Origin of the sequence: Streptomyces sp. NPDC060035 (assembly GCF_042736635.1) — a bacterium.
Lineage (GTDB): Bacteria > Actinomycetota > Actinomycetes > Streptomycetales > Streptomycetaceae > Streptomyces.
This window is the reverse complement of record NZ_JBHWVO010000007.1, coordinates 1-25,054: the sequence shown is the minus strand read 5'-3', so window position 1 is coordinate 25,054 and position 25,054 is coordinate 1. Positions and strand designations below refer to the sequence as shown.

At 71.0% G+C, this 25,054-nt stretch carries 20 protein-coding genes; 15 read left to right on the top strand and 5 right to left on the bottom strand.

What is annotated here, in order from left to right:
• Positions 1 to 59: 59 nt before the first annotated feature.
• Together ACFWBQ_RS13250 and ACFWBQ_RS13245 are read left to right on the top strand one after the other, a co-directional pair.
• On the top strand, positions 60 to 1,151 hold the full coding sequence (locus ACFWBQ_RS13250; RefSeq protein WP_385487250.1) for a sugar phosphate nucleotidyltransferase: 1,092 nt from the start codon (positions 60 to 62) through the stop codon (positions 1,149 to 1,151).
• A gap of 58 nt (positions 1,152 to 1,209) precedes the next feature.
• Complete coding sequence (locus ACFWBQ_RS13245) at positions 1,210 to 2,205, top strand: DNA-3-methyladenine glycosylase family protein (RefSeq protein ID WP_385487248.1); 996 nt, start codon at positions 1,210 to 1,212, stop codon at positions 2,203 to 2,205.
• A gap of 22 nt (positions 2,206 to 2,227) precedes the next feature.
• Here ACFWBQ_RS13245 and ACFWBQ_RS13240 read toward each other — a convergent pair whose 3' ends face one another.
• Genes ACFWBQ_RS13240 through ACFWBQ_RS13230 form a run of 3 tightly spaced genes read right to left on the bottom strand, consistent with a single transcriptional unit; the run spans position 2,228 to position 5,100 of the window.
• Entirely contained in the window at positions 2,228 to 3,547 is a 1,320-nt protein-coding gene (locus tag ACFWBQ_RS13240; protein WP_385487246.1) for a coenzyme F420-0:L-glutamate ligase, read from the bottom strand.
• A complete protein-coding gene (gene cofD, locus ACFWBQ_RS13235; RefSeq protein ID WP_385487244.1) occupies positions 3,544 to 4,500 on the bottom strand; it encodes a 2-phospho-L-lactate transferase in 957 nt (318 codons plus the stop codon). Before cofD ends, ACFWBQ_RS13240 begins: the two co-directional genes overlap by 4 nt.
• Positions 4,501 to 4,557: 57 nt before the next feature.
• Entirely contained in the window at positions 4,558 to 5,100 is a 543-nt protein-coding gene (locus ACFWBQ_RS13230) for a cysteine dioxygenase (RefSeq protein ID WP_385487242.1), read from the bottom strand.
• Between the two features lie 651 nt (positions 5,101 to 5,751).
• Between ACFWBQ_RS13230 and ACFWBQ_RS13225 the strand changes: the two genes are divergently transcribed.
• The 3 genes from ACFWBQ_RS13225 to ACFWBQ_RS13215 all read left to right on the top strand — a co-directional run bounded on the left by ACFWBQ_RS13225 (position 5,752) and on the right by ACFWBQ_RS13215 (position 11,612).
• A complete protein-coding gene (locus ACFWBQ_RS13225) occupies positions 5,752 to 6,015 on the top strand; it encodes a WhiB family transcriptional regulator (protein WP_014046372.1) in 264 nt (87 codons plus the stop codon).
• A gap of 189 nt (positions 6,016 to 6,204) precedes the next feature.
• A complete protein-coding gene (locus ACFWBQ_RS13220; RefSeq protein WP_385487239.1) occupies positions 6,205 to 10,065 on the top strand; it encodes a glycosyltransferase in 3,861 nt (1,286 codons plus the stop codon).
• Positions 10,062 to 11,612 (top strand): DUF5719 family protein, encoded by a 1,551-nt coding sequence (locus ACFWBQ_RS13215; protein ID WP_385487237.1) that lies wholly within the window; start codon positions 10,062 to 10,064, stop codon positions 11,610 to 11,612. The genes ACFWBQ_RS13220 and ACFWBQ_RS13215 overlap by 4 nt, the downstream gene beginning before the upstream one ends.
• A 24-nt stretch (positions 11,613 to 11,636) precedes the next feature.
• On the opposite strand, the gene ACFWBQ_RS13210 is transcribed toward ACFWBQ_RS13215, so the two are convergent.
• Entirely contained in the window at positions 11,637 to 12,065 is a 429-nt protein-coding gene (locus ACFWBQ_RS13210; protein WP_385487743.1) for a metallopeptidase family protein, read from the bottom strand.
• A 320-nt stretch (positions 12,066 to 12,385) separates the two neighbouring features.
• Here ACFWBQ_RS13210 and ACFWBQ_RS13205 point away from each other — a divergent pair, with 320 nt between their 5' ends.
• From ACFWBQ_RS13205 to ACFWBQ_RS13165, 9 genes are all read left to right on the top strand, one after another.
• Entirely contained in the window at positions 12,386 to 12,763 is a 378-nt protein-coding gene (locus tag ACFWBQ_RS13205; RefSeq protein ID WP_385487235.1) for a DUF3499 domain-containing protein, read from the top strand.
• A gap of 146 nt (positions 12,764 to 12,909) precedes the next feature.
• Positions 12,910 to 14,526 (top strand): L-lactate permease, encoded by a 1,617-nt coding sequence (locus ACFWBQ_RS13200; protein ID WP_385487233.1) that lies wholly within the window; start codon positions 12,910 to 12,912, stop codon positions 14,524 to 14,526.
• A 62-nt stretch (positions 14,527 to 14,588) separates the two neighbouring features.
• On the top strand, positions 14,589 to 15,956 hold the full coding sequence (locus ACFWBQ_RS13195; RefSeq protein WP_385487231.1) for a phosphomannomutase/phosphoglucomutase: 1,368 nt from the start codon (positions 14,589 to 14,591) through the stop codon (positions 15,954 to 15,956).
• 337 nt (positions 15,957 to 16,293) lie between these two features.
• A complete protein-coding gene (locus ACFWBQ_RS13190; RefSeq protein WP_385487229.1) occupies positions 16,294 to 16,476 on the top strand; it encodes a Trm112 family protein in 183 nt (60 codons plus the stop codon).
• A 40-nt stretch (positions 16,477 to 16,516) separates the two neighbouring features.
• Complete coding sequence (locus ACFWBQ_RS13185; protein ID WP_385487227.1) at positions 16,517 to 17,653, top strand: SIS domain-containing protein; 1,137 nt, start codon at positions 16,517 to 16,519, stop codon at positions 17,651 to 17,653.
• Positions 17,654 to 17,722: 69 nt separating this feature from the next.
• A complete protein-coding gene (gene manA / locus ACFWBQ_RS13180) occupies positions 17,723 to 18,895 on the top strand; it encodes a mannose-6-phosphate isomerase, class I (protein ID WP_385487225.1) in 1,173 nt (390 codons plus the stop codon).
• Positions 18,896 to 18,982: 87 nt separating this feature from the next.
• Positions 18,983 to 20,017, top strand: a complete 1,035-nt coding sequence (locus tag ACFWBQ_RS13175; protein ID WP_385487223.1) for a cation diffusion facilitator family transporter — start codon at positions 18,983 to 18,985, stop codon at positions 20,015 to 20,017.
• Positions 20,018 to 20,288: 271 nt separating this feature from the next.
• Positions 20,289 to 21,746, top strand: a complete 1,458-nt coding sequence (gene ahcY, locus ACFWBQ_RS13170; RefSeq protein WP_385487221.1) for an adenosylhomocysteinase — start codon at positions 20,289 to 20,291, stop codon at positions 21,744 to 21,746.
• A gap of 123 nt (positions 21,747 to 21,869) precedes the next feature.
• On the top strand, positions 21,870 to 22,487 hold the full coding sequence (locus ACFWBQ_RS13165) for a hypothetical protein (RefSeq protein WP_385487219.1): 618 nt from the start codon (positions 21,870 to 21,872) through the stop codon (positions 22,485 to 22,487).
• On the opposite strand, the gene ACFWBQ_RS13160 is transcribed toward ACFWBQ_RS13165, so the two are convergent.
• Positions 22,484 to 23,443: an RDD family protein gene (locus ACFWBQ_RS13160; RefSeq protein ID WP_385487217.1), complete on the bottom strand. Its 960-nt coding sequence runs from the start codon at positions 23,441 to 23,443 to the stop codon at positions 22,484 to 22,486. The genes ACFWBQ_RS13165 and ACFWBQ_RS13160 overlap by 4 nt on opposite strands.
• Before the next feature lie 119 nt (positions 23,444 to 23,562).
• Between ACFWBQ_RS13160 and ACFWBQ_RS13155 the strand changes: the two genes are divergently transcribed.
• Positions 23,563 to 24,570, top strand: coding sequence for a stage II sporulation protein M (locus ACFWBQ_RS13155; protein ID WP_385487215.1), 1,008 nt, complete (start codon positions 23,563 to 23,565; stop codon positions 24,568 to 24,570).
• Positions 24,571 to 25,054 lie beyond the last annotated feature (484 nt).

The window sequence follows — 25,054 nt, the reverse complement described above, 5'->3', positions numbered from 1 at the left end:
CTGCATACACTGGCCAGCCGATACGAGGCCCGGCCCCAGCAGGAAGCAGAGACGGTGCTGTGACAGAGGCAAAAGAAGCGATCCTCCTGGTAGGAGGCAAGGGCACCCGGCTGCGTCCGCTCACGGTGCACACCCCGAAGCCGATGGTTCCGGCGGCGGGCGTCCCGTTCCTCACGCACCAGCTGGCGCGTGCACGGGCAGCCGGGGTGGAGCACATCGTGCTCGCGACGTCCTACCTGGCGGAGGTATTCGAACCGTACTTCGGTGACGGTTCGTCGCTCGGCCTCTCCATCGAGTACGTCACCGAGCACGAGCCGCTCGGTACGGGCGGAGCCATCCGCAACGTGGCGTCGCGGCTGGCCTCCGGCCCGGACGAGCCCGTCCTCATCTTCAACGGGGACATCCTCACCGGTCTCGACATCCGGGCCCTGGTCGCGTCGCACGCCACGTCCGGAGCGGACGTCTCCCTGCACCTCACGAGGGTGGAGGACCCGCGCGCCTTCGGTCTCGTACCGACGGACGCCACGGGCAGGGTGACGGCCTTCCTGGAGAAGCCGCAGACGCCCGAGGAGATAGTCACCGACCAGATCAACGCGGGGGCCTACATCTTCCGCCGGTCGGTCATCAACACCATTCCGGCGGGCCGGGCGGTCTCCGTGGAGCGTGAGACCTTCCCCGGTCTCCTCGCCTCCGGTGCCCATCTCCAGGGCATGGTCGACTCCACCTACTGGCTGGACCTCGGCACCCCGCAGGCGTTCGTACGCGGCTCCGCCGACCTGGTCCTGGGCCGCGCCCCCTCCCCGGCGGTTCCCGGCCGCTGCGGCGACCGCCTGGTGCTGCCCACGGCATCCGTAGCCGCCGATGCCAAGCTCACCGGCGGTACGGTCATCGGCGAAGGTGCGCTGATCGGCGAAGGCGCACGGATCACGGGCTCCGCCGTCCTGGCGGGAGCGGTCGTCGGACCCGGGGCCGTGATCACCGACTCACTGGTCGGGGCAGGCGCCCGGATCGGCAGCCGTACGGTGCTCGCCGGCGCGGTGATAGGCGACGGCGCACAGGTCGGTGCCGACAACGAACTGCGTGACGGGGTCCGCATCTGGTGCGGTGCGGTGCTCCCGGACGCCTCGGTACGTTTCTCGTCCGACGAGTGAGCTCCGGTCCGTCGGGCCGTACCCTCGAAGGCACCCCCGACGACCGAGGACCTCACCCGTGGCAGGACGCTTCGTACCCCGTACCACCGCCGTGCCCCACCAGCAGCACGCGGCGGACGCGTCCGCCCCGTCCCGGGAGCGGACCTGGACTCCGCCGGGGCCGCTCGATCTGCGGCTGGTCCTGAGCCCGTTGCGGCGGGGCCCGGCGGATCCCACGTACCGGGCCCTGTCCGACGGATCGTTCTGGCGGGCCACTCGCACACCGGCCGGCCCCGGCACCCTCCGGGTCACGGCGGCCCGGGACGGCCGGATCGAGGCGGCTGCCTGGGGTTCCGGCGCGCAGTGGCTCCTGGACCGGCTGCCGGCGCTGCTCGGCGAGGGCGACGACCCGGGCGCCTTCCGCCCGCGCCACCGACTGGTCGCCGCGACCCAGCACAGTCGGCCCGGTCTGCGCCTGCTGCGCACCGGTCTGGTGATGGAGTCCCTGATTCCGTCGATCCTGGAACAGAAGGTCACCACCGACGAGGCCTACCGTGCCTGGCGCCTGCTGGTCCGCCGTTACGGCACCCCGGCCCCCGGACCCACGAACGCGCTGTTCGGTGCCCACGGCCTGTACGTCATGCCGGACGCCAGGACCTGGTCGCTGATCCCGTCCTGGGAATGGCACCGCTCGGGCGTCGACGCCAAGCGCGCGACGACGATCCTGCGTGCCGTCCGGGTGGCCCGCCGCATGGAGGAAGCGGCTGCCATGGAGCTCCCCGAAGCCATGGCCCGTCTTGAGCTGATCCCCGGCATCGGTCCATGGACCGCGGCGGAGACCCTGCAGCGCTCGAACGGCGCGGCCGACGCGATCACGGTCGGTGATCTCCACCTGCCGGGCATCGTCGGCCATGCCCTGGCGGGCAACAGGAACGCCGACGACGAGGAAATGCTGGCCCTTCTGGCCCCGTACGAGGGCCAGCGTCACCGGGCAACGCGCCTGATCATGCTGTCGGGCCACATCCCGCCCCGCCGGGCCCCGCGCATGACACCGGGCGACATCGCCCGCCTGTGAGCGCCCGGGCCCGTGGCCCGCCTCATCGCACCGCGACGAACTCCTCCACATCCCGCGCGCCCCGCGCCCGCGGCACGCCCGCCGCGTGTCCCACGGCCACCGCACCCAGCGGATCCCACGAGTCCGGAAGGTCCAGCACCTCACGCACCACGTCCCGGCAGAACATCGTCGAGGACACCCACGCCGAGCCGAGCCGTTCACCCGCCAGCGCCACGAGGAAGTTCTGGACGCCCGCACCGGCCGCGACCACGAACATCTCGCGCTCCGCGGCGTCCCTGCGCTCGTCCCCGTAGGTGTGCGAGCCGTCCATCACCAGGCACGGCACCGCCAGATACGGTGCGTTGCGCAGGACATCGCCCCGCCGTACCCGCTTGGCGATCGACTCCTCGCTCCGGCCGTCCCGGCGCAGATCCGCGATCCACGCATCCCGCATCGCGTCGAGCAGCCGGGCCCGCGAGTCCGCCGACTCCAGCAGGACGAACCGCCACGGCGTCGTGTGATGCGGAGCAGGAGCCGTCACCGCCGCCGCCACCGCACGCCGTACGGCCCCCGGGTCCACCGGCTCGTCCGTGAACTCCCGCACCGTGCGCCGCAGATTCAGCGCCTCCCGTACCGCCTCGGACGTCCCCAGCCGGAACATGTCATCGGCCGCGACCCGCACCATGGCCCGGGCACCGTCCCCGGCGTCCGCCGTGGCCACCACATGGGCCAGTCCGCGCACCACCGCGACCGGCAGCCCCGACGCCTTGCCCTTCACCAGGTCACCGGCCGAGGCCAGCTCGTCGGCAGTGGCGACCACGGTCGCGCTCAGCGGATTGCCGTATGCGTCCGTACCGCCCCGGAGGTCGTCCAGCACCCGGACCCCGGCCGCCCCGATCGCGACATCCGTCAGGCCGTTGCGCCAGGGGCGCCCGAAGGTGTCCGTGACGACGACCCCGACCTCGACCCCGAGCGTGTCGCGCAGCCCGTCCCGGATCGCCCGCGCGGAGGCGTCCGGGTCCTCGGGGAGCAGCAGTACCGTGCCGGCGGGGGTGTTGGACGCGTCGACCCCGGCCGCGGCCATGACCAGGCCCTGCCGGTTCTCCACGATCCGCAGCGTTCCGCGCCGGGCGACCACGCGGACGGTCTCGGCGTCGATCGCCGCCTCACGGTCGGCCGCCTCGACGATCCGGCCCTCCGCCTTGGAGACGATCTTCGAGGTGACGAGCAGGACGTCGCCGTCCACCAGCCCCGGTTCCGTGGTGGCGATCAGCTTCGCGATGTCGTCCCCCGCCCGCACTTCGGGCATCCCGGGCAGCGCCCACACCCGGTACGAGGGTGACTCGGCAGGTCCGCGGCTCACGCCCGTACCTCCTCGGCGAGCGCCAGCGCCTGCCGTGCCATCTCGGCGGTCGCGTCCACGTCCGTCATCATCAGCGGCACGGCGAGGCAGCGGATCCCGGCCGCCTCCACCTCGGCCACGGCCCCGGCGTCCACGGTGTCGACGAGCCAGCCGTCGAGCAGCCCCGACCCGTAGTGCTGCGCGACGGCCGAAGCCGTCGATTCGACGCCCACCGCGGCCAGCACCTTGTCGGCCATGCCTCGCACGGGTGCGTCACCGACGATGGGGGAGAGCCCGACGACCGGCACCCCGGCCTCGGCGATCGCTTCCCGGATACCGGGCACCGCCAGGATGGTCCCCACCGAGACGACGGGGTTCGACGGCGGGAAGACGATGACATCGGCCTCGGCGATGGCTTCGAGCACCCCGGGCGCGGGCTTGGCCTGCCCCGCGCCGACCGGCACGATCGCCTGCGCCGTGACGGAGGCACGCAGCTTCACCCAGTACTCCTGGAAGTGGATGGCCCTGCTCTCGCCGTCGATGTCGACCGCCACATGCGTCTCGACGCGGTCGTCGGACATCGGGATCAGCCGGACCCCCGGCTTCCAGCGCGCACAGAGCGCTTCGGTGACCGCACTCAGCGGATAGCCCGCGCCGAGCATCTGCGTACGGACGATATGGGTCGCGAAGTCACGGTCGCCGAGCCCGAACCACTCGGGTCCCACGCCGTACGCCGCGAGCTCCTCCTTGACCTGGAAGCTCTCGTCCGTACGCCCCCAGCCCTGCTCCTCGTTGATGCCACCGCCGAGGGTGTACATCACGGTGTCCAGGTCGGGGCAGACCTTCAGTCCGAACAGATGGATGTCGTCGCCGGTGTTGCCGATCACCGTGATGTCCGCGTCAGGGGCGGCCTGTTTGAGGCCACGCAGGAAACGAGCACCACCGATACCGCCGGCCAGAACCACAATGCGCATGAGGACCAGTCTGTCAGGCGGGGCGCGGTCCTTGTGGGGGTGGTGGGGGCTGTGCCGTCAGGCGGGTACGGCATCCAGGGCCGCCGGAGCGCACTGCGCCGTGTGCATCGGCATGTCGGTCAGACCCGGGTAGTAGATGTGCAGGCTGACGGCCGGTTCCAGCGAGTCGTTGACGACCTCGTGGACATAGCCGGGCGCGAAGACGCGCTGTGCGCCGGAGCCGAGTGTCCGTGTCCCGCGCTCCGTGCGCTCGGTCAGTTCGCCTTCCAGGACGGTGAGTACACCGGACGACAGGCCGTGGTCGTGGAGCCCGCTGCCCTGGCCGGGGACCCAGCTGAGCAGCCACACCTCGTAGCCGAGCGGGGTCTCCCCTGCCTGAGCGGAGCCGAGAGCCTGGGGAACGCTCTGCAGCCGGTGGTACCAGCGGGAGGTGGTGTCGTACCGGACGAGGTGCGCCCAGCGGCTCCGGTCCGCTGCGAGGGAACGGGCCAGTCCGACGAACTCGGCCACGGTGGAGGGGTGGGTGCGTGCCGGCTGAAGGAGGTGCTGGACCTCGAGGATGTCGCCGGCGATGGAGAGGTCGCTGTCGCTGCTGTTCATGGGTGCGGTGGTTCCTCGGCATGGGGGTGCATGTGCGGGGGGTGTCGCGGAGACCCGGAAGCGGTGAAGAGGAGCTGGATCAGAGCTGGAGCGCTACGGCTTCAACAGCTGTGACAGCTGGAACAGCAACAGCGGGCCTGGACAGCTGTACGGAACCCACGGACGTGGGTCGTGTGCAGAGCTGCGGTCGCTGGCATGCAATCAAGGAGACCGGCTCGCTCGGCCTTCTGTCAACCCAATGCCGGAATTGGCGGCAATGTTTCACCCCATCCGGTTGCAGTAGGTGGAGAAAGGTTTTGGCAGTTGTGGGAGAGGCAAGGTGGCGCATCAACCGCATGCGTAAACGCGGTTGAGTATCCGTGACCCGACTGTGATCTTGATCCCTTCGGTGATCGAATCGCAACATCGGGGCAACCCCGGTCGTCTCACTCAGCGAGAAGCGGCGCGGAGCCAGGCCGATGGCATATGTCAGGTTTTTGGTGATTTGAACACTTTCCGCATAGGCTTGGTTCCGCAGAGTGAATACGAGGGCCAATAGCAGATCTTCGCTTGACTGGCCCGGAGCTACACACTTGTAATTTCACTCGTGTCGTTCGGCCGCATCAGTAACGGCTGCATCACGGGGACGCAAGAGACAGACGAGGGGCGCACATGACCGAGCTGTTCCAGCAACTGCTGGTCGAGGACGCGGACGAGGAACTCGGCTGGCAGGAGCGCGCACTGTGCGCCCAGACAGACCCCGAGTCCTTCTTTCCCGAGAAGGGCGGATCCACCCGCGAGGCGAAGAAGGTCTGCCTCGCCTGCGAAGTCCGTTCCGAATGCCTTGAGTACGCCCTCGCCAACGACGAACGGTTCGGTATCTGGGGCGGCCTCTCCGAGCGTGAGCGGCGACGCCTCAAGAAGGCAGCCATCTGAGCAGCGACACCGCAAGCCGGATGCCTCCGATTCCGGCCGTTGAACCGCTCGGCGCAGGGCGGACATCCGTACCGTTAGTGTGGGGCCCCGTCCGAGAGACGCGCCAACGCCCCGCCGGGGCGCGCGTGTACACCGATGCAGCCCCCGGGGGGATCCCCCTCCGGACCCGGCCGGAGGGCCCGTACCTCGATGTCCGTGCACAGCACCTCGGCGGCGCCGAACGCGGTCGCCGCCGCCCCAGAGTTCCCCCGGCACGTCGTCACCGCCGTGCTCGTCTCCCACGACGGCGCGCGCTGGCTGCCCGACGTGCTCGCCGGGCTGCTCGGGCAGGAACGCCCCGTACAGAACGTCGTCGCCGCCGACACCGGCAGCGCAGACGACTCCGCACGGCTGGTCACCGAGGCACTGGGCGGCGAACGCGTCCTGCACCTCGCACGCCGTACGAACTTCGGTACGGCCGTCGACGAGGCGAGCCGCACGGCCGGCGTCCTCACCCCGGACGACCTTCCGTACCTCAAGCGCCCCAGCGGCTGGGACCCGGTCAGCCGGACCTGGCGCGACGACGCGTACGACATGCCGGAGCTCCCGCACGGCGAACCCGTCCAGTGGCTCTGGCTGCTGCACGACGACAGCGCACCCGAGCCGGACGCGCTCGCCGAGATGCTGCGCCTCGTCGACAACGACAAGCACGCCGCGATCGTCGGACCCAAGCTGCGTGGCTGGTACGACCGCAAGCAGTTGCTCGAGGTCGGCGTCTCCATCGCCAACAGCGGACGCCGCTGGACCGGACTGGACCGGCGCGAGCAGGACCAGGGCCAGCACGACCAGGTCCGTACCGTGCTCTCCGTCTCCTCCGCGGGCATGCTCATCCGCCGCGACGTCTGGGACGAGCTCGGCGGCTTCGACCGCAGACTCCCACTGATGCGTGACGACGTCGACCTCTGCTGGCGGGCCCACATGGCCGGCCACCGGGTCCTCGTCGCCCCCGACGCGATCCTGCGGCACGCCGAGGCCTCCGCCAGGGAACGCCGACCCATCGACTGCGCCGGACGCTCCGTCTCCAGCCCGCACCGCGTCGACAAGGCGGGCGCGGTCTACACGATGCTCGTCAACGCCCGCGGCAAGCAGTTGCCCTGGGCCCTGCTCCGCCTCGTTTTCGGCACCCTGCTCCGTACCCTCGCCTACCTCGTCGGAAAGGTCCCCGGGCAGGCGCTCGACGAGGTCGCCGGACTCTTCGGCACCCTGTTGCGTCCCGGGCGGATCATCTCCGCGCGCCGCAAGCGCGGCAAGGGAGCCGTGGACGCCGCCGAGCTGCGTTCGCTCTTCCCGCCGCCCGGAGCGACCATCCGCGCGACCTTCGAACAGGTCGCGGGCAACTTCGGCAACCGCACCGATTCCGACTCCGGCGGCTCACGCCACGGAGCCGTCGAGTCCGGGCCCGGCGGTGACGACGCCGACTTCCTGGAGATCGAGCAGTTCGCCCGGCTCAAGAGGATCGGCCGCAAGCCCGGCCCCGTGCTCTTCGTGCTGCTCCTTCTCGTCTCGCTGATCGCCTGCCGCAGCCTCCTGGGCGGCGGCGCACTCGTGGGCGGCGCACTGCTGCCCGCACCCGCGGACGTCTCCGACCTCTGGGGGCGTTACGCGGACGGCTGGCACCCGGTCGGTACGGGCGGTACGCAGACGGCACCGCCCTACCTCGCTGTGATCGCCGCCCTGTCGGCACTGTTCCTCGGCTCCACCGGCTTCGCGCTGACCCTGCTGCTGGTCTGCTCGGTACCGCTCGCCGGACTCACCGCCTACTTCGCCTCCCGGCCGCTGATCGAGTCCCGGCTGCTGCGGGCCTGGGCGAGCATCGCGTACGCCTTCCTGCCCGCCGCGACCGGAGCGCTGGCCACAGGCCGCCTCGGCACCGCCGTGCTGGCTGTCCTGCTCCCGCTGACAGCCCGTGCGGCCGTCGCCGCGTACGGGCTGCGCGGCGACGGCGGAACGGCGCGCGGCAGCTGGCGTGCCACCTGGGCGTACACCCTGCTGCTCACCTTCTCGATGGCCTTCACCCCGATCGTCTGGCCGCTCGCCGTTGCCCTCGGTATCGGGGTGCTGGTCCTGCGCCGGGACGACATCACCGCGTACGGGCTGCGCTTCCTCGCCACGGCCGGCACTCCGCTGCTGGTCCTCGCACCCTGGTCGCTGTCCCTGCTGTCCAGCCCGTCCGGCTTCCTGAAGGAAGCCGGCCTGGACATCGGTACGGGTACGGCGTCCGCGCTCGACCTGCTCGGCATCAGCCCCGGTGGCCCCAAGGCCACGGGCGGCATTCTGCTGCTGGGCATAGTGCTGGCGGCGCTGGCGGCCCTGCTGCGCGGGGAGAGGCAGTTCGCGATCCGTACCGCCTGGGCCGCCGCGCTCGTCGCGCTGCTCTTCGCCGGCCTCTCCAACGGCTCGACCTGGGCCGGACCCGCCACCCTCGTCTACGGGACCGCGCTGATCACCGCCGCGCTGCTGGGCGCCGACGGCGCCCGGGTGCGGGTGACCGCGCTCAGCTTCGGCTGGCGTCAGCCGGTCGCCGCACTGATCGCCCTGGCGGCAGGAATCGCGCCCGTGCTGGCCGCAGCCGGCTGGATGATCGGCGGCGCCGCCGGACCGCTGGAGCGCCGGGACCCGGTGCAGGTGCCCGCGTTCGTCGAGGCCGAGAGCAACACCAGCGACCAGCCGCGCACCCTGGTCCTCGGCGGTACGTCACCGGCGGCTGTCTCGTACAGCCTGGTCCGGGGCTCGGGCGCCCGCCTCGGCGACGCCGAGCTCACCGAAGCGGGCGGCAGCAACGCCCACCTCGACAAGGTCGTCGCCAACCTGGTCGCGGGCTCCGGCGCCGACCAGGGCGGTCAGCTGAGCGGCTTCGCGATCCGCTACGTCCTCGTGCGGGACGGGGCGCCGCGGCAGATGAGCCGCGTGCTCGACACCACCCCGGGCCTGAGCAGGCTCAGCCAGCTCGACGGCAGCGCACTGTGGAGCGTCGATCGCAAGGTCGCCCGCGTCATGATCGTCCCGTCGTCCGGGGCGAGCGGCGAAGTGGCCGCGCAGGTGCAGGTCGGCTCGCGCGCCGTCGAAGCCCACTCCAGGATCCCGGACGGCGGCTCCGGGCGGGTGCTGCGGATCGCCGACGCGGCGGACCCGGGCTGGCAGGCCACGCTGGACGGCCGGGCGCTGACCCCCAAGACCGTGGACGGCTGGGCACAGGGCTTCGAGCTCCCGTCCGAGGGCGGCACGCTGGACCTCACGTACGACACCCCCGTCACGCACACCGCCTGGATCTGGGCGCAGGTGGCGCTCGGCGTCGTCCTGCTGGTCCTGGCACTGCCGGGCCGCCGCCGGGAGATCGACGACGATCTGCCCGCGGAGGCGGTGGCTGCCGCAGCCGAATCGGTCACCGGAGACGGACGCCGGGCGCGCAGGCTCCGGGCGGCGGCCGAGGCGGAGGCCACGGCGGCAGGGGAGGACGGCGAGGAGATCCCGTACGAGGTTCCGTACGGCCAGGACGCCGCAGCCGCTCCGGGCGCCCCGGAGGCGACGGGAGCGCCCGGGGAGTACATCCCGGCGCAGCAGAGCGCCGATCCGTATGCGGCGGCCCCGGAGGACCAGGACGCGACCGGCACGTACGCGGCGGTCCCGCAGCAGAACTACGGGGAGTGGGACGCGCAGCAGCAGTACCAGGGCGCCGACTACAGCCAGCACCAGGGCGAGCAGTACCAGGGCGGGCAGGACCCCGGCCAGTACGGCGCCGGCCAGTACGGCGGCGAGCAGTACGACCCCGGCCAGTACGGCGGCGAGCAGTACCCGGCGGCCGACCCGTACGGGGCGGGCCAGCACCAGCAGGACCCGTACCAGCAGGACCCGTACCAGCAGCAGGCCGCCTACGACCCGTACGGCTACGCCCAGCAGCACCGCACGACGGGCACGGGCGAAGCCGCCCCGTACGACGCACATGACGAGAACACCGCCCCGGGCGAGGGCCCGTGGCCGTCCGGCAACGCATCGCGAGGCGAGTCCGAGTGAAGTCCACCCCCCTGTCCCTCATCGCGGGCACCGTCGCCCTCGCCGCCGTCACCGGCTTCGCCGCGCTCACCGCGCCGGGCGGCGCGGACACGCCGCAGGCCGGGGCGGCTGCCCGGCTCCCCGTCGAACGCTCCACCCTGCTCTGCCCCGCGCCCAGCGACTCCGACCTGTCGGACACGACGTACACGTCCTTCACCCCGGCAGGGGAGGGCGACGGCGAAGCCGGCACCGCCGAACTGAAGCCGTCCGTGGCCCTCCCGGTGGACGAGGACGAGCCGGCCGACGCGGAGAAGGACGAGGACAAGGACAAGGACAGCGAGAAGGACGAGGCCAAGGAGAAGGCCGCGGCCGAGAAGCCGGTCATCACGCTCAAGGAGGCCGGCAAGCCGGCCACCGCCGAGACGTCCGAATCCGACGCTCCCGCACTGATCGGCACCGCCACCGGCCGGCTCGCACCCGGCTGGACCGCCCAGCAGACCACCACGTCGCTGGCCGGCGGCTCCCGCGGCCTTCTCGGTGTCAGCTGCACCGCGCCGGACACGGACTTCTGGTTCCCGGGCGCGAGCACCACGGCGACGCGTCAGGACTACGTCCATCTGACCAACCCCGACGACACCGCGGCCGTCGCGGACATCGAGCTGTACGGCCCCGAGGGCACGCTCAAGTCCGATGTGGGCGAGGGCATCACGGTCCCGGCCCGGTCGAGCGTCCCGATGCTGATCTCGACCCTGACCACCGAGGCCGTCGACGATGTGACGGTCCATGTCACCACCCGGACGGGACGCGTCGGCGCCGTCGTCAGGGTCGAGGACGACAAGGCGGGCAGTGACTGGCTGGCGGCGTCCGACGACCCGGCGGGCACTCTTGTACTGCCCGGTATCCCGGCCGACGCCACCTCCGTGCGTCTGGTGGCCTTCGCGCCCGGCGAGGACGACGCCGATGTGAAGGTGCAGCTGCTGGGGAAGAGCGCGACGTTCTCACCGGCCGGGAACGACACCCTCCACATCAAGTCGCAGATGACCGCGGGCGTCGACCTCAAGAACGTCACGCGGGGAGAGCCCGGATCGCTCCGGCTGTCCCCCGCGCAGGGCGCGGCGACCCCGATCGTGGCCGCGCTGCGCGTGGTCCGGGGCACCGGTGACAAGCAGGAGGTCGCCTACATTCCGGCGACCGGCCCGGTGGGCGAGCGGGCGACCGTGGCCGACAACCGGCAGAAGGGCTCGGTGCTTTCCCTGACCGCGCCCGGCGAAACGGCCAAGGTCAAGGTGACGGCGTCCGCGGGCAGCGGGGGCGGCGAACGGACCGTCAAGACGTACACGGTCAAGGGCGGTACGACCCTCGAAGTGACCCCGGAGGTTCCGTCCGGGCTCAAGGGCGGCTACGCGCTGACGGTCGAGACGGAATCGGGCGGCCAGGTCCATGCCGCCCGCACCCTCACGCTCGCGCAGGACGGTGTCCAGATGTTCACCGTCCAGACGCTGGCGGACGACGGCGGCACGGTCGAGGTGCCCGCGGTGGAGCAGGATCTCTCGGTCCTGGACGACTGAGGTCTCCCGCGCCGCGGGCAGGCGTCAGTCCTGCCCGTAGCGCGGGTCGACCGATTCGGGGGACAGCCCGAGCAGCTCCGCGACCTGTTCCACCACGACCTCGTGCACCAGCATGGCCCGCTCGTCGCGGTTCTTGGTGCGGATCTCGACGGGGCGCCGGTACACGACGACCTGCGCGGGCTGTCCCTTCGCGGCGGGCTCCGAACGCCCCAGCGGCACGGTGTCCTCCGGTGCCCCCGGCACATCGAGAACGAGGAAGTCGACATCGGCCAGCTGCGGCCAGCGCCGCTCCAGCCGTTCCACCGAGTCCTGGACGAGATCGCGGAAACTCTCCCCCCTGCTGGCCGACAGCGGCACCTGGGGCGGGGCGACCGGCCCGCGCATGCCGCGGCCATGACGGTCGCGGCGGCGGGGTCGTGGCTCGGACGGGTGGGGCGGTACGGGACTGTCCATCACCGACGCAGCGTAACTCTCCGCAGGACGCGCGGATCACGGCTGCTCCGCAGGTGGACCCAATGTCCACACGTGAGCATTCCGGCCAAGGTTGAGTCCGAATTTGGCCCCTGCTGCGACCGTCGATCCTCCGTCGAGTGACTGCTTGTGTTCCTTCCGGTGACCGGAACGGAACCGGGCGTGCCGGTACGTCCCGGCCGCCGCGCAGGTCAGGGCGACGGAGCGTAGGTGGTTGCGGGCGACCTCGCCGGGCGACACGGGGGTATGACCTCAGGGAGAGTCGTCGCAGCCCGCTCAAGAGTGCGGTACCGTCCAACATCGTGAGCCCTGTACGTCGCTGTTCGCGAACCGCGTGCGGCCGTCCCGCCGTCGCGACACTGACGTACGTCTATGCCGACTCGACCGCGGTCCTCGGCCCGCTCGCCACCTATGCCGAGCCCCACTGCTACGACCTCTGCGCCGAGCACGGTGAGCGGCTGACCGCGCCGCGCGGCTGGGAAGTCGTCAGGCTCGCCGACCCCTCGGCCCCCACGCGCCCCAGCGGTGACGATCTCGAAGCGCTCGCCAACGCGGTACGGGAAGCGGCGAGGCCGCACGAGCGCAGTGCGGACGCCGGCGGCCGCGGGCCGCGTACGGCGGACCCGGTGGAGGTCGCGCGCCGAGGTCATCTCCGGGTCCTGCGGTCCCCGGACAACTGACGCACCCTTCCGGTTCATCTTTCAAGTTTTCTTCTTCCCCGAGCAGTTTTTCCTGCACGGGGCATTGACTGAGACTTGTCGCGGACACGACCATTCCCCCACCCGTGAGAGATCGCTTCCGCATCACGGAATCCGGGGAGGTCTGTGTGTTTGTCCAGCAACTCGAACCCGTAGCCGATTCGCTCGCCCTGTCCGCACTTGTCGCCTCATTGCCGCTGGTCACGGTCCTGGTCCTGCTCGGCGCCGTCCGGGTGAAGGCCCACAGGGCCGGGCTCGTCGGCCTCGCCGTCGCCGTGCTCGTCGGCTGGCTCGCGTACGGCATGCCCATCGGGCAGACCCTCTCCGCGGGCGCCCAGGGCGTCCTCTTCGGGCTCTTCCCCATCATGTGGATCGTGGTCAACGCCCTCTGGGTGTACCGGATGACCGTCCGCACCCTGCACTTCGACATCCTGCGGCGCTCCTTCGGCCGGCTCTCCGACGACCCCCGCATCCAGGCCCTCGTCATCGCCTTCTGCTTCGGCGCGCTCCTGGAGGCTCTGGCCGGCTTCGGCGCCCCCGTCGCCATCTGCTCGGTGATGCTCGTCGCGCTCGGCTTCGACCCGGTCAAGGCAGCCGTCGTCTCGCTGGTCGCCAACACCGCCCCCGTCGCCTTCGGTGCCATGGGCACGCCCGTCGTGACGCTCGCCCAGGTCACCGGGCTCCCGCTGGACGACGTCGCATCGGTCGTCGGCCGCCAGACACCGCTGCTCGCCCTCGTCGTACCGCTCATCCTCGTCTTCCTGGTGGACGGCAGGCGCGGCCTGCGGGAGACCTGGCTGCCCGCGCTCGTCTGCGGGGTGGCCTTCGCAGTCGCCCAGTTCGCCGCGTCCAACTACGTCTCGGCGCAGCTCGCCGACATCGCGGCCGCGCTGGTGGGCGCGGGAGCCCTGATCGCCGTTCCCGGTGCCCGCAAGCCCGCCGCCGAGTCCGTACGCGCATCCGTGCTGACAGGCGCTCGGAGCGAGGACCTCGACCAGGAGGACCCGCGCCGCGAGGTGCTGCGCGCCTACGCCCCGTACGCCCTGATCGTCGCCGTCTTCTCCGTCGCCCAGATTCCGCCCGTCAAGCGGCTGCTGGCCGAGGCGACCCGCGTCTTCGACTGGCCGTTCCTCGACGTCGCGAACCCCGACGGCGACGCCGTGGGCGCCAACGTCTTCACCCTTCCGCTCCTTGCGACCGGCGGCACCCTCGTCCTGCTCGCAGGCCTCGTCACCGCCGTCGTGCTCGGCGTACGGTCGCGCGACGCGGTACGGGAGTGGGCCGCCACCGTGCACGAACTGCGCTACGCGATCCTCACCGTGACCTCGGTGCTCGCCCTCGCCTACGTCATGAACCTCTCCGGACAGGCCGCCACCATCGGCCAGTCCGTCGCCGCGGCGGGCGCCGGACTCGCCTTCCTCTCCCCGGTGCTCGGCTGGTTCGGCGTCGCGGTCTCCGGCTCCGACACCTCGGCGAACGCCCTCTTCGGCGCCCTGCAGGTGTCCGCCGCACGCGAATCCGGCCTCTCGCCCGAACTGCTTGCCGCCGCCAACAGCTCCGGGGGAGTGCTGGGCAAGATGATCTCCCCGCAGAACCTGACGATCGCCTGCGCGGCCGTGGGCCTCGCCGGAAGAGAGGGCGATCTGCTGCGCAAGGTCCTGCCCTGGAGCCTCGGGCTGCTGCTCGTGATGTGCCTCGTCGTGATGGCTCAGAGCACGGCGGTGCTGGGCTGGATGCTCCCCTGACGGGCGGTGCGGGAGGGCCGGGTAGTTTGGGCGGTCCGTAAAGATTCCCAGGAGGACCGGCCGTGGTTGCTGATCTGTCGCAGCTCGTGAAGGCGTACGACGTGCGCGGAGTGGTGCCCGACCAGTGGGACGAAGCACTGGCCGAACTGTTCGGCGCCGCATTCGTCCAGGTCACCGATGCGGACGCGATCGTCATCGGTCACGACATGCGGCCCTCGTCGCCCGGGCTGGCCGCGGCCTTCGCCCGCGGCGCGACGGGGCGCGGCGCCGACGTGACCCTGATCGGCCTCTGCTCGACGGACCAGCTGTACTACGCGTCCGGGGCGCTGGACCTGCCCGGAGCGATGTTCACGGCCTCGCACAACCCGGCGCAGTACAACGGCATCAAGATGTGCCGCGCCGGGGCCGCGCCGGTGGGCCAGGACACCGGCCTGACCGAGATCCGCACCCTGGTCGAGCAGTGGTCGGAACACGGCGCCCCGGCACCGGCCACCACGGTGGCAGGCACGGTCACCGAGCGCGACACCCTCACCGACTACGCCGCGCATCTGCTGGGCCTGGTCGACCTCGCCGGGATCCGCCCCCTCAAGGTCGTCGTGGACGCGGGCAACGGCATGGGCGGCCACACGGTCCCCACCGTCTTCGCGGGCCTCCCGCTCGACCTCGTACCGATGTACTTCGAGCTGGACGGCACCTTCCCCAACCACGAAGCCAACCCGCTGGACCCGAAGAACATCGTCGACCTCCAGGCCCGTGTCCTCGCCGAGGGCGCGGACCTCGGCCTCGCCTTCGACGGCGACGCGGACCGCTGCTTCGTCGTCGACGAGCGCGGCGAGGGTGTCTCCCCGTCCGCGATCACGGCCCTGGTCGCGGCCCGCGAGCTCGCCCGCAACGGCGGCGAGGGCACCGTCATCCACAACCTGATCACCTCCTGGTCGGTCCCCGAGGTCGTCCGTGAGAACGGCGGAACCCCCGTCCGCACCCGGGTGGGCCACTCCTTCATCAAGGCGGAGATGGCCGAACACGGCGCGATCTTCGGCGGCGAGCACTCCGCGCACTACTACTTCCGCGACTTCTGGAACGCCGATACGGGCATGCTCGCCGCCCTCCACGTCCTGGCCGCCCTCGGCGGCCAGGACGGCCCGCTCTCCGGCCTCGTCGACCAGTACGACCGCTACGCGGGCTCCGGCGAGATCAACTCCACCGTCACCGACCAGGCGGACCGGCTGGCCGCGATCAAGGCGGCCTACGGGGACCGCGACGACGTGACCCTCGACGAGCTCGACGGGCTCACGGCGACGAACGCCGACTGGTGGTTCAACCTGCGCGCCTCCAACACCGAACCGCTGCTGCGCCTGAATGTCGAGGCGCGCGACGAGAAGACGATGACGGCCGTACGCGACGAGGTACTGGCGCTGGTCCGCGCATAGGCCTCCTCCGGACCGTGCGGGACCCGCGAGCCCGCACGGTCCGCTCCGCGTCGGCTCCTCATCCGGCTGATCATGGGCGATCCGCAGCAGCTGGTCCGGCCCGAGCCACCCGGTTGATCAGGCCTGATCCGGCGGGGCTGATCCGGTCCGATGAGGCCTGATCGACAAGAGAGGCCCTGAGGGCTTCCCGCGCACCCACCCGCCGGATGCCCCGCCGGGCAGGCCCCGCCGGGCCGCGCCCCTGTCGGCCCGGCGGTAGGCTGACGACGCCCCAGCTCCGCGGACCCGAATCCGGTCCGCACCTGATCCGTTCCGCATGCTCGAAGGGACCCGCCCCATGCCGCTCGAAGCCGGCCTTCTGGAGATCCTCGCCTGCCCGGCCTGCCACTCCTCGCTCGACGACAGGTCGGCAGCCGACAGCCCCGAGCTGGTCTGCACCGGCGCGGACTGCGCCCTCGCCTACCCGGTACGGGACGGGATCCCGGTCCTCCTGGTCGACGAAGCCCGCCGTCCCGCGTAGTCCGCACCCTGATCAGCACGGTGATCGGAGGCCCACCGCCATGCTCGACGAGTCGTTGCTCGACGCCCCGGAAGCCCTGGCCCGAGCCGACCGGCGCGGTCTGCTCCGAGGAGCCGCCGAGGCCGGTGCCCGCGTCCGTACCGCCGCCCGGCATGCCGCCGAGGCGGGCATCGGCGCACTGGCCCCCGAAGGCCGGCCCCGCGCCGTCCTCGTCGCGGGGCCCGGCACCGCTGCATCGGGCGTCGCCGACCTGATCGGCGCCCTCGCGGGCGCCGCCGCACCCGTCACCCAGATCCGCCCCACCGGCGTCGCACCCGCCGCCGGAGCCCTGCTCTGGGCACTGCCCGGCTGGGCCGGGTCACTGGACCTGCTGCTCATCGCCACGGCCGACGGTTCGGAACCGGGCCTCGCCCTGCTCGCCGAGCAGGCCTACCGCCGCGGCTGCACGGTCGTCGCGGTCGCCCCCGTCCGGTCACCGCTGCGCGAGGCCGTCGACGGCGTCCACGGACTCGTCGTACCGATGGCCACCGCCCCGCACGGCGAGTACGACGCCGAGACCTCGGCCGCGGGCCCCGGCACCCTCTGGGCCCTGCTCACCCCGCTGCTGGCCCTGCTGGACCGGGTGGGCCTGCTCGACGCCCCCGCTGACATGCTGCAGAAGGTCGCCGACCGCCTCGACCGCACCGCCGAACGCTGCGGCCCGGCCATCGCCACGTACAGCAACCCGGCCAAGACCCTCGCCGCGGAACTCGCCGACAGCCTGCCGCTCCTCTGGACGGAGGGCGACGCCGCGGGCCCCGTCGGGCGCCGGTTCGCCGCCGTCCTGGCCGAACTCGCCGGACGCCCGGCCCTTGTGGCCGAACTGCCCGAGGCGCTGCCCTCCCACGGTGCGCTGCTCGCCGGGGCGTTCGCCGCGGGAGCCGACCCCGACGACTTCTTCAGGGACCGGGTGGACGAGCCGGAAGCCATGAGGGCCCGGGTCGTCCTGCTCCGCGACCGGCCCACCGGCGGTCTCACCGCAGGACCGGCTGCCCGTGAACTGGCCCTCAGTCACGAGACGGCCATCAGCGAGCTCGAACCCGAGGAGGGCAGCGAACTCGAAGCCCTCGCCGAGCTCCTCGCCGTCACCGACTTCGCTGCCGTCTATCTCTCCCTGGCCTCAAGCAACCGGGCCTGAAGTCCCGCTTGTTCTCCCTTCCTCATCCCGCACCACCCGCCCCGCGCACCACACGAGGACGAAATTTCCATGGACCGGCTCTCCAACACCGTGCGCCCCTACGCATGGGGCTCCACCACGGCCATTCCCGAGCTGCTCGGCACCGCCCCCACCGGCGAACCGCAGGCCGAGATGTGGATGGGAGCCCACCCCGGAGCCCCCTCCCGACTCACCCGACCCTCGCGTAGCGGCGCGGAGCAGTCCCTCACCGACGTCATCGCTGCCGCCCCCGAGCGTGAGCTGGGCCCGGCGGCCGTCGCCGCGTTCGGCCCCCGCCTTCCCTTCCTGCTGAAGCTGCTCGCGGCGGGCGCGCCGCTCTCCCTCCAGGTCCACCCCGACCTCGCACAGGCACAGCAGGGGTATGAGGACGAGGAACGCAGGGGCATCCCGATCGACGCCCCCCACCGCACATACAAGGACGCCAACCACAAGCCCGAGCTGCTCTGCGCGCTCACGCCGTTCGAGGGACTGTGCGGCTTCCGCAGGCCCGCCGACGCGGCCGACGCGATAGCGGCCCTCGGCGTCGACTCCCTCAAGCCGTACGTCGACCTGCTCCGCGCCCGCCCCGAGGAAGCGGCCCTTCGTGAGGTCCTCACGGCGATCCTGTCGGCCGACCCGGCCGAGATGGCCCACACGGTCAACGAAGCGGCCGAGGCCGCCGACCGGCTCGGCGGCGCTCACGCCCCGTACGCCCAGATCGCCCACCACTACCCCGGCGACCCGGGCGTCATCGCGGCCATGCTGCTGAACTACGTACAACTGCAGCCAGGCGAAGCGCTGTTCCTCGGTGCGGGTGTGCCGCACGCCTACCTCGGCGGTCTCGGCGTCGAGATCATGGCCAACTCGGACAACGTGCTGCGCTGCGGACTGACCCCCAAGCACGTCGACGTCCCCGAACTGCTCCGTATCGTCCGTTTCGAGGCCACCGACCCCGGCATCCTGCGCCCCGAGGCCTCGCCTGCCGGCGAGGAGCTGTACGAGACGCCGGTCGACGAGTTCCGGCTGTCGCGCTACGTCCTGCCCGCCGGTGGAGCTCCCGTAGCCCTGACGGCTGCGACCCCGCAGATCCTGCTCTGCACGGCAGGCGCCCCCAAGGTCGGCGAGCTCGGCCTCGCACCCGGCGAATCCGTCTTCGTCCCGGCGGACGAATCGGTCGAAGTGGCCGGTACGGGAACACTCTTCCGCGCCACCGTGGTGGTCTGACGTACCGTCCCCATCAGCGGCTGCAACAATGTCCGGCCGTACCGCGGCGCCCGTGCCGCAGCACCGAGGAAGGGACACCACGCACCCATGAGCGCGTCAGGCGGAACCAAGGCGATCGTGGCGGCACTCGCCGCCAATCTCGCGATCGCAGTGGCCAAATTCGTGGCGTTCCTCTTCAGTGGCTCGTCGTCGATGCTCGCGGAGAGCGTCCACTCCCTCGCGGACTCGGGCAACCAGGGCCTCCTGCTGCTCGGCGGCAAGAAGGCCCAGCGCGAGGCGACCCCCCAGCACCCCTTCGGGTACGGGCGCGAGCGCTACATCTACGCCTTCCTCGTCTCCATCGTGCTGTTCTCGGTCGGTGGCATGTTCGCGATCTACGAGGGCTACGAGAAGATCAAGCACCCGCACGAGATCGAGGCCTGGTACTGGCCCGTCGGTGTGCTGGTCTTCGCGATCATCGCCGAGAGCTTCTCCTTCCGTACGGCCATCAGGGAGTCCAACCTGACGCGCGGCTCGCGCTCCTGGACGGAGTTCGTCCGCCGCGCCAAGGCACCCGAGCTCCCCGTCGTCCTCCTCGAGGACCTCGGCGCGCTCGTCGGCCTGATCCTGGCCCTCGCGGGCGTCGGCCTGGCTCTCGGCACCGGCGACGGCGTATGGGACGGCATCGGCACGCTCTGCATCGGCATCCTGCTGATCGTCATCGCCATCGTCCTCGCCGCCGAGACGAAGTCCCTGCTCCTCGGTGAGGCCGCCGGCGTCGAGGACGTAGAGATGATCAAGGCCGCCGTGGTCGACGGTGACACCGTCACCCGCATCATCCACATGCGTACGCTCCACCTCGGGCCGGAGGAGCTGCTGGTCGCCGCCAAGATCGCGGTGCGGCACGACGAGTCCGCCGCCGAGGTCGCCGCCGCCATCAACGCCGCGGAGACCCGGATCCGTGAGGCGGTCCCGATCGCCCGGGTCATCTACCTCGAGCCGGACATCTACAACGAGGAGGCCGCCGCGGCGGGCACCAACCCGGGCAAGACCCCCGGCGGTCCGGCTCCTGCCGACACGGCTGCCCCCAGCTCTTCGGCCGACCCCGACTCTCCGGACTCTCCGGCCGAATCAGGCCACTGACCCGTCGAGGATCGGCCCGGAACGCTCCGAACGGCCCCGTGAGGGACCCCCGATGCCCGGACGGGCTAGGGCGCACTGGGCCGTTCGGTGTAGATTCGTCGCAGTACCAGACGTCGCTGCTGATGGCGGTCGATCGGTTCGCATGCGCGGGCCGGCCGAGGGAGAGAGGGCCTCCGACGGACTGCACTGCGGATCACCCGGGCATTCCTGTGCCCGCACCGCCGCAGAGCCAGCCAGCCCACCCTCGACCCATCACGAGGAGCAGCCCGTTATGACGACGGCCGCCAATCGCCAGGACTTCAAGGTCGCAGACCTTTCTCTTGCCGTCTTCGGGCGCAAGGAGATCACCCTCGCCGAGCACGAGATGCCCGGCCTGATGTCGATCCGCAAGGAATACGCCGCCACGCAGCCGCTGGCCGGTGCCCGCATCACCGGTTCGCTGCACATGACGGTGCAGACCGCGGTGCTCATCGAGACGCTCGTCGCCCTGGGCGCGGACGTCCGCTGGGCCTCCTGCAACATCTTCTCCACCCAGGACCACGCCGCCGCCGCCATCGCGGTCGGTCCGAACGGCACCCCGGACGCCCCCGCCGGCGTCCCGGTCTTCGCCTGGAAGGGCGAGACCCTGGAGGAGTACTGGTGGTGCACGGAGCAGGCTCTGACCTGGCCCAACACCCCCACCGGCGGCCCGAACATGATCCTAGACGACGGTGGTGACGCCACCCTCCTCGTCCACAAGGGCGTCGAGTTCGAGAAGGCGGGCGCCGCCCCGGACCCGTCGACCGCAGACAGCGAGGAGTACGCGTACATCCTCACCCTGCTGAACCGCACGCTCGGCGAGTCCCCGCAGAAGTGGACGCAGCTCGCGTCCGAGATCCGCGGTGTCACCGAGGAGACCACGACCGGTGTGCACCGGCTGTACGAGATGCACCGCGACGGCACCCTCCTGTTCCCGGCGATCAACGTCAACGACGCCGTCACCAAGTCGAAGTTCGACAACAAGTACGGCTGCCGCCACTCCCTGATCGACGGCATCAACCGGGCCACCGATGTCCTGATCGGCGGCAAGACCGCCGTCGTCTGCGGCTACGGCGACGTGGGCAAGGGCTGCGCGGAGTCCCTGCGTGGCCAGGGCGCCCGTGTGATCATCACGGAGATCGACCCGATCTGCGCCCTGCAGGCGGCGATGGACGGCTACCAGGTCGCCACCCTCGACGACGTCGTGGAGACCGCGGACATCTTCGTCACCACGACGGGCAACAAGGACATCATCATGGCCGGCGACATGGCCAGGATGAAGCACCAGGCCATCGTCGGGAACATCGGCCACTTCGACAACGAGATCGACATGGCCGGCCTGGCGAAGATCGACGGCATCGTCAAGGACGAGGTCAAGCCGCAGGTCCACACCTGGACGTTCTCCGACGGCAAGGTCCTGATCGTCCTGTCCGAGGGCCGCCTGCTCAACCTCGGCAACGCCACCGGTCACCCCTCGTTCGTCATGTCCAACTCGTTCGCGGACCAGACCCTGGCCCAGATCGAGCTGTTCACCAAGCCCGAGGCGTACCCGACCGATGTCTACGTGCTGCCCAAGCACCTGGACGAGAAGGTCGCCCGACTGCACCTCGACGCGCTGGGCGTGAGGCTCACGACCCTGCGCCAGGAGCAGGCCGACTACATCGGCGTCCCGGTCGAAGGCCCGTACAAGTCCGACCTCTACCGCTACTGAGCCGCCCGCCGGCCACCGGCCGGCGGACTCTCAGCAGCAGGTACGAGCGCAGGCCCCCGCACCCCCGTGCCGGGGGCCTGCCCCGTACCGCCCCCGCACCGCCCGAGGAACCCGAAGGACCCCATGCCCCGCGGCCGCTATTCGCTCCATGATCTCCACGACCACACCCCCCTCGGCGAAGAGCACTTCCACTGCGCCCCCGGCCCCTCCGGCTGGCGCTATGTCTCCCAGACCACGGCCCCCTCGTGCGACCACCTGGGCTCCGTCGACCTGGCCCTGGACGAGCTCGGCCGCCCCATCCGCCTCCAACTGCACGCCGCGAGCTGGCAGATCCGAGGCGCAGCCCTCGAAGGCGTCACCTGGGTACGGACCGACCCGACCGGCACCCATGCCACCGAGGGCAATGTCCGCGCCCACGCCTTCTCCGGCACGTCCCCCGCGTTCCTCGTCGCCACGGCACGACTCCTGCGCCTCACCCCCGATTCCCCCGCGACCCGTGTCCGCCTGGTCACCTTCACGGAGCCGGTCCTCGCCCCCCGTACCGTCGACCAGTCCTGGGCCTTGGTGAACAGTGAAACGCACGCCACTGACAACGGGCCCCTGATCGTGGACGAATACCAGGTCAGCGCCCTCGACACCGGTGATCAGTACACCGTCCACATCGCCGGGGACGTAGTCCTCGCGGCTCCCGGTATCGAGCTCGAGCACCTGGAATCCCCGCCCTCGCCGCGGCTCCACTAGGCGGGCGGTGCGAACCCGGTCGTCTCGGCGGGCGGTGCGAACCCGGTCGGCAGCGGCCCGCCAGGTGTCCCTGCCGGAGATGTACCGGACGGCGCCGTCGGTACCGTGGCGGAAGCTGCGTCCTCCGCGGGCCGGGCCACTCCTCCGGGCTGGAACCCTCCGGTGCGGACCGCACTTGGCGGCACCGGCCCCTGAGCCCCTCGCCGGGCAGCCGCCATGACCCGGCGGATGTCCCGCGCCTGCCGCTCGTTCACGACCGCCGCCAAATACGCCGCCGCAGGAACTCCCTGCGGAACCGGAACCCCCGTACGGCCTGCCAGATCTTCCGACAGCCGCTGCGCGATCGACCCGCCCACACCGGCATCGAGCTGGTGCATCCGCGTGAGGTACTGCCGTATCGCGAGCCAGAGGCCGTCCGGCACGGCGGACAGGTCCAGCTGTGCGAAGCGCCCCACCAGCCAGGGCGGTGGTGGCGGCACGGCAACCGCCCGCCCGGTGGGCACCCGCTCACGTACGACGAGGGTTCCCGCGAACACGTCCCCCAGCCGCCGTCCCCGCGCCGACACCAAGGACGCGATGCATCCCACGACGCCGAACGTACCCAGGATCTCGACCACGCCCATCGAACCCCGCACGAGCGCGTGCCGGAACCGGATCGGCCCGCCGTCGTCGCGCACCACGCGCAGCCCGCAGGCCAGCTTCCCGAGCGAACGGCCGTGGCTGAGAGTCTCGACGGCGATCGGCCCTCCCACCAGCACCAGGAGGAAGGTGGCGACGGCGATCGCCGCGCTCGCTGCCTCGTCCAGCGCCACGGTTGCGACGGCCAGGCCGATCGATATCAGAACAAACGCCGTCAGAACCACCGCGAGATCGATGGCGATCGCCAACGCCCGGCTCGGCAGCCTCGCCGGCTGCAACCCCAGAACGACCGCATCCCCGGTCACGAGCTCATTCATTGCCGCCCACCCTTCGCCGCCCTTCCCTGCCCCTCGGAACCTCAGTCTGCCAAGCTGACCCGCAGCGCGCCGCAGTAGTACGGACCCGTACGCACCCATGCCTGGAGCAGCAGCCGACCATGGATCTCGACGTCTTCGTGACCACCCACCGCACCGAGTGGGACCGCCTGGACCACCTTCTGCACCGAGGACGCAGTCTGACCGGTGCAGAGGCGGACGAACTCGTCGCCCTCTACCAGCGCACGGCCACACACCTTTCCCTGATCCAGTCCAGCGCCCCGGATCCCCTTCTCACCGCGCGACTGACCCAACTCGTGGCTCGTGCCCGGTCCACGGTGACCGGGACCCGCCGTGCCTCGTGGCGCGACGCCGCACGCTTCCTGACCGCCGGTTTCCCCGCAGCGGTCTACCGCTCCCGGCACTGGTGGATCCCCACGGCCGTGCTCTCCGTACTTCTGGCCGCCGTCATGGGCTGGTGGATCGGCACCCACCCCGAAATCCAGTCGGCGATCGCCGCCCCTGAGGACCTGCGCAGCCTGACCCGCCCCGGCGGGGAGTACGAGACCTACTACTCCAGCCACCCGGCTGCTTCTTTCGCAGCCCAGGTCTGGACGAACAATGCCCAGGCGGCAGCGATGTGCCTGGTGCTGGGCGCGTTCCTCTGCATACCGGTGATCTGGATCCTCTTCGTCAACGTGCTCAACCTCGCCGTCGGTATCGGCCTGATGTCCTCGGCCGGCCGTCTGGACACCTTTCTGGGGCTCGTCCTGCCTCACGGTCTGCTGGAACTCACCGCTGTCTTCGTGGCTGCCGGTACCGGCCTCCGTCTCGGCTGGACGGTGATCGACCCAGGACCTCGTACCAGGCGCTCAGCCCTGGCCCAGCAGGGCAGGGCAGCGATCGGCATGGCCATCGGTCTCGCCCTGGTCCTGTTCGTGTCCGGTGTCATCGAGGGCTTCGTGACTCCCTCGGGCCTCCCCACCTGGGCCCGGATCGCCATCGGGATCGTGGCCGAGCTGGCCTTTCTCGCCTACGTCTACGTTCTCGGAGGCCGAGCGGTGCGTGCCGGCGACACGGGCGATCTCGAGGCTGTCGAACGAAGCGCCGAGTTGCCCTCCGCCGCCTGACGGCCGATGTGCGTCTACCCCTGCTGACCTGCTAGTGTCCTCCATGCCCACAAAAACTGTTGACACAGTCGGCGTGGGGAGGTAGATTTTAACGGTTGCAGCGGACTGGACAAGTTCGGGAGCAGCGGGTAAAGTTTGACTTGCTCTTGCTGGGAACGAGATTCTCGGAGAGCCGATCGATTCTTCTTCTTCTCTTTCAAGCACGGGCCGATTAGCTTCGGCCCAATTGCTTCTGATAAAGTCGAGTCAGCCGAAAGGCAAAGGCCAGTCCACAGGCCGCCGGAATCAAATTCGGACCGGAAACGGAACGAAAAAGAGTCTGGTAAAGTTGGAATCGCCGGAAAGGGAAACGCGAAAGCGAAGAACTAGAAAGCGAAACCCGCTTCGATCGGGAATCGGACACGAAAGAGTCTGATAGAGTCGGAAACGCAAGAACGAAGGGAAGCGCCCGGAGGGCCCCGGTGAAACGGGACCGAAGGAAGCG

Coding starts and splice junctions, on each gene's coding strand:
- cofD (WP_385487244.1), bottom strand. CDS start 4,500: ATGCGCATTGTGGTTCTGGCCGGCGGTATCGGTGGTGCTCGTTTCCTG.
- ACFWBQ_RS13230 (WP_385487242.1), bottom strand. CDS start 5,100: ATGAACAGCAGCGACAGCGACCTCTCCATCGCCGGCGACATCCTCGAG.
- ACFWBQ_RS13225 (WP_014046372.1), top strand. CDS start 5,752: ATGACCGAGCTGTTCCAGCAACTGCTGGTCGAGGACGCGGACGAGGAA.
- ACFWBQ_RS13220 (WP_385487239.1), top strand. CDS start 6,205: ATGTCCGTGCACAGCACCTCGGCGGCGCCGAACGCGGTCGCCGCCGCC.
- ACFWBQ_RS13210 (WP_385487743.1), bottom strand. CDS start 12,065: ATGGACAGTCCCGTACCGCCCCACCCGTCCGAGCCACGACCCCGCCGC.
- ACFWBQ_RS13190 (WP_385487229.1), top strand. CDS start 16,294: ATGCCGCTCGAAGCCGGCCTTCTGGAGATCCTCGCCTGCCCGGCCTGC.
- ACFWBQ_RS13185 (WP_385487227.1), top strand. CDS start 16,517: ATGCTCGACGAGTCGTTGCTCGACGCCCCGGAAGCCCTGGCCCGAGCC.
- manA (WP_385487225.1), top strand. CDS start 17,723: ATGGACCGGCTCTCCAACACCGTGCGCCCCTACGCATGGGGCTCCACC.
- ACFWBQ_RS13175 (WP_385487223.1), top strand. CDS start 18,983: ATGAGCGCGTCAGGCGGAACCAAGGCGATCGTGGCGGCACTCGCCGCC.
- ahcY (WP_385487221.1), top strand. CDS start 20,289: ATGACGACGGCCGCCAATCGCCAGGACTTCAAGGTCGCAGACCTTTCT.
- ACFWBQ_RS13165 (WP_385487219.1), top strand. CDS start 21,870: ATGCCCCGCGGCCGCTATTCGCTCCATGATCTCCACGACCACACCCCC.
- ACFWBQ_RS13160 (WP_385487217.1), bottom strand. CDS start 23,443: ATGAATGAGCTCGTGACCGGGGATGCGGTCGTTCTGGGGTTGCAGCCG.
- ACFWBQ_RS13155 (WP_385487215.1), top strand. CDS start 23,563: ATGGATCTCGACGTCTTCGTGACCACCCACCGCACCGAGTGGGACCGC.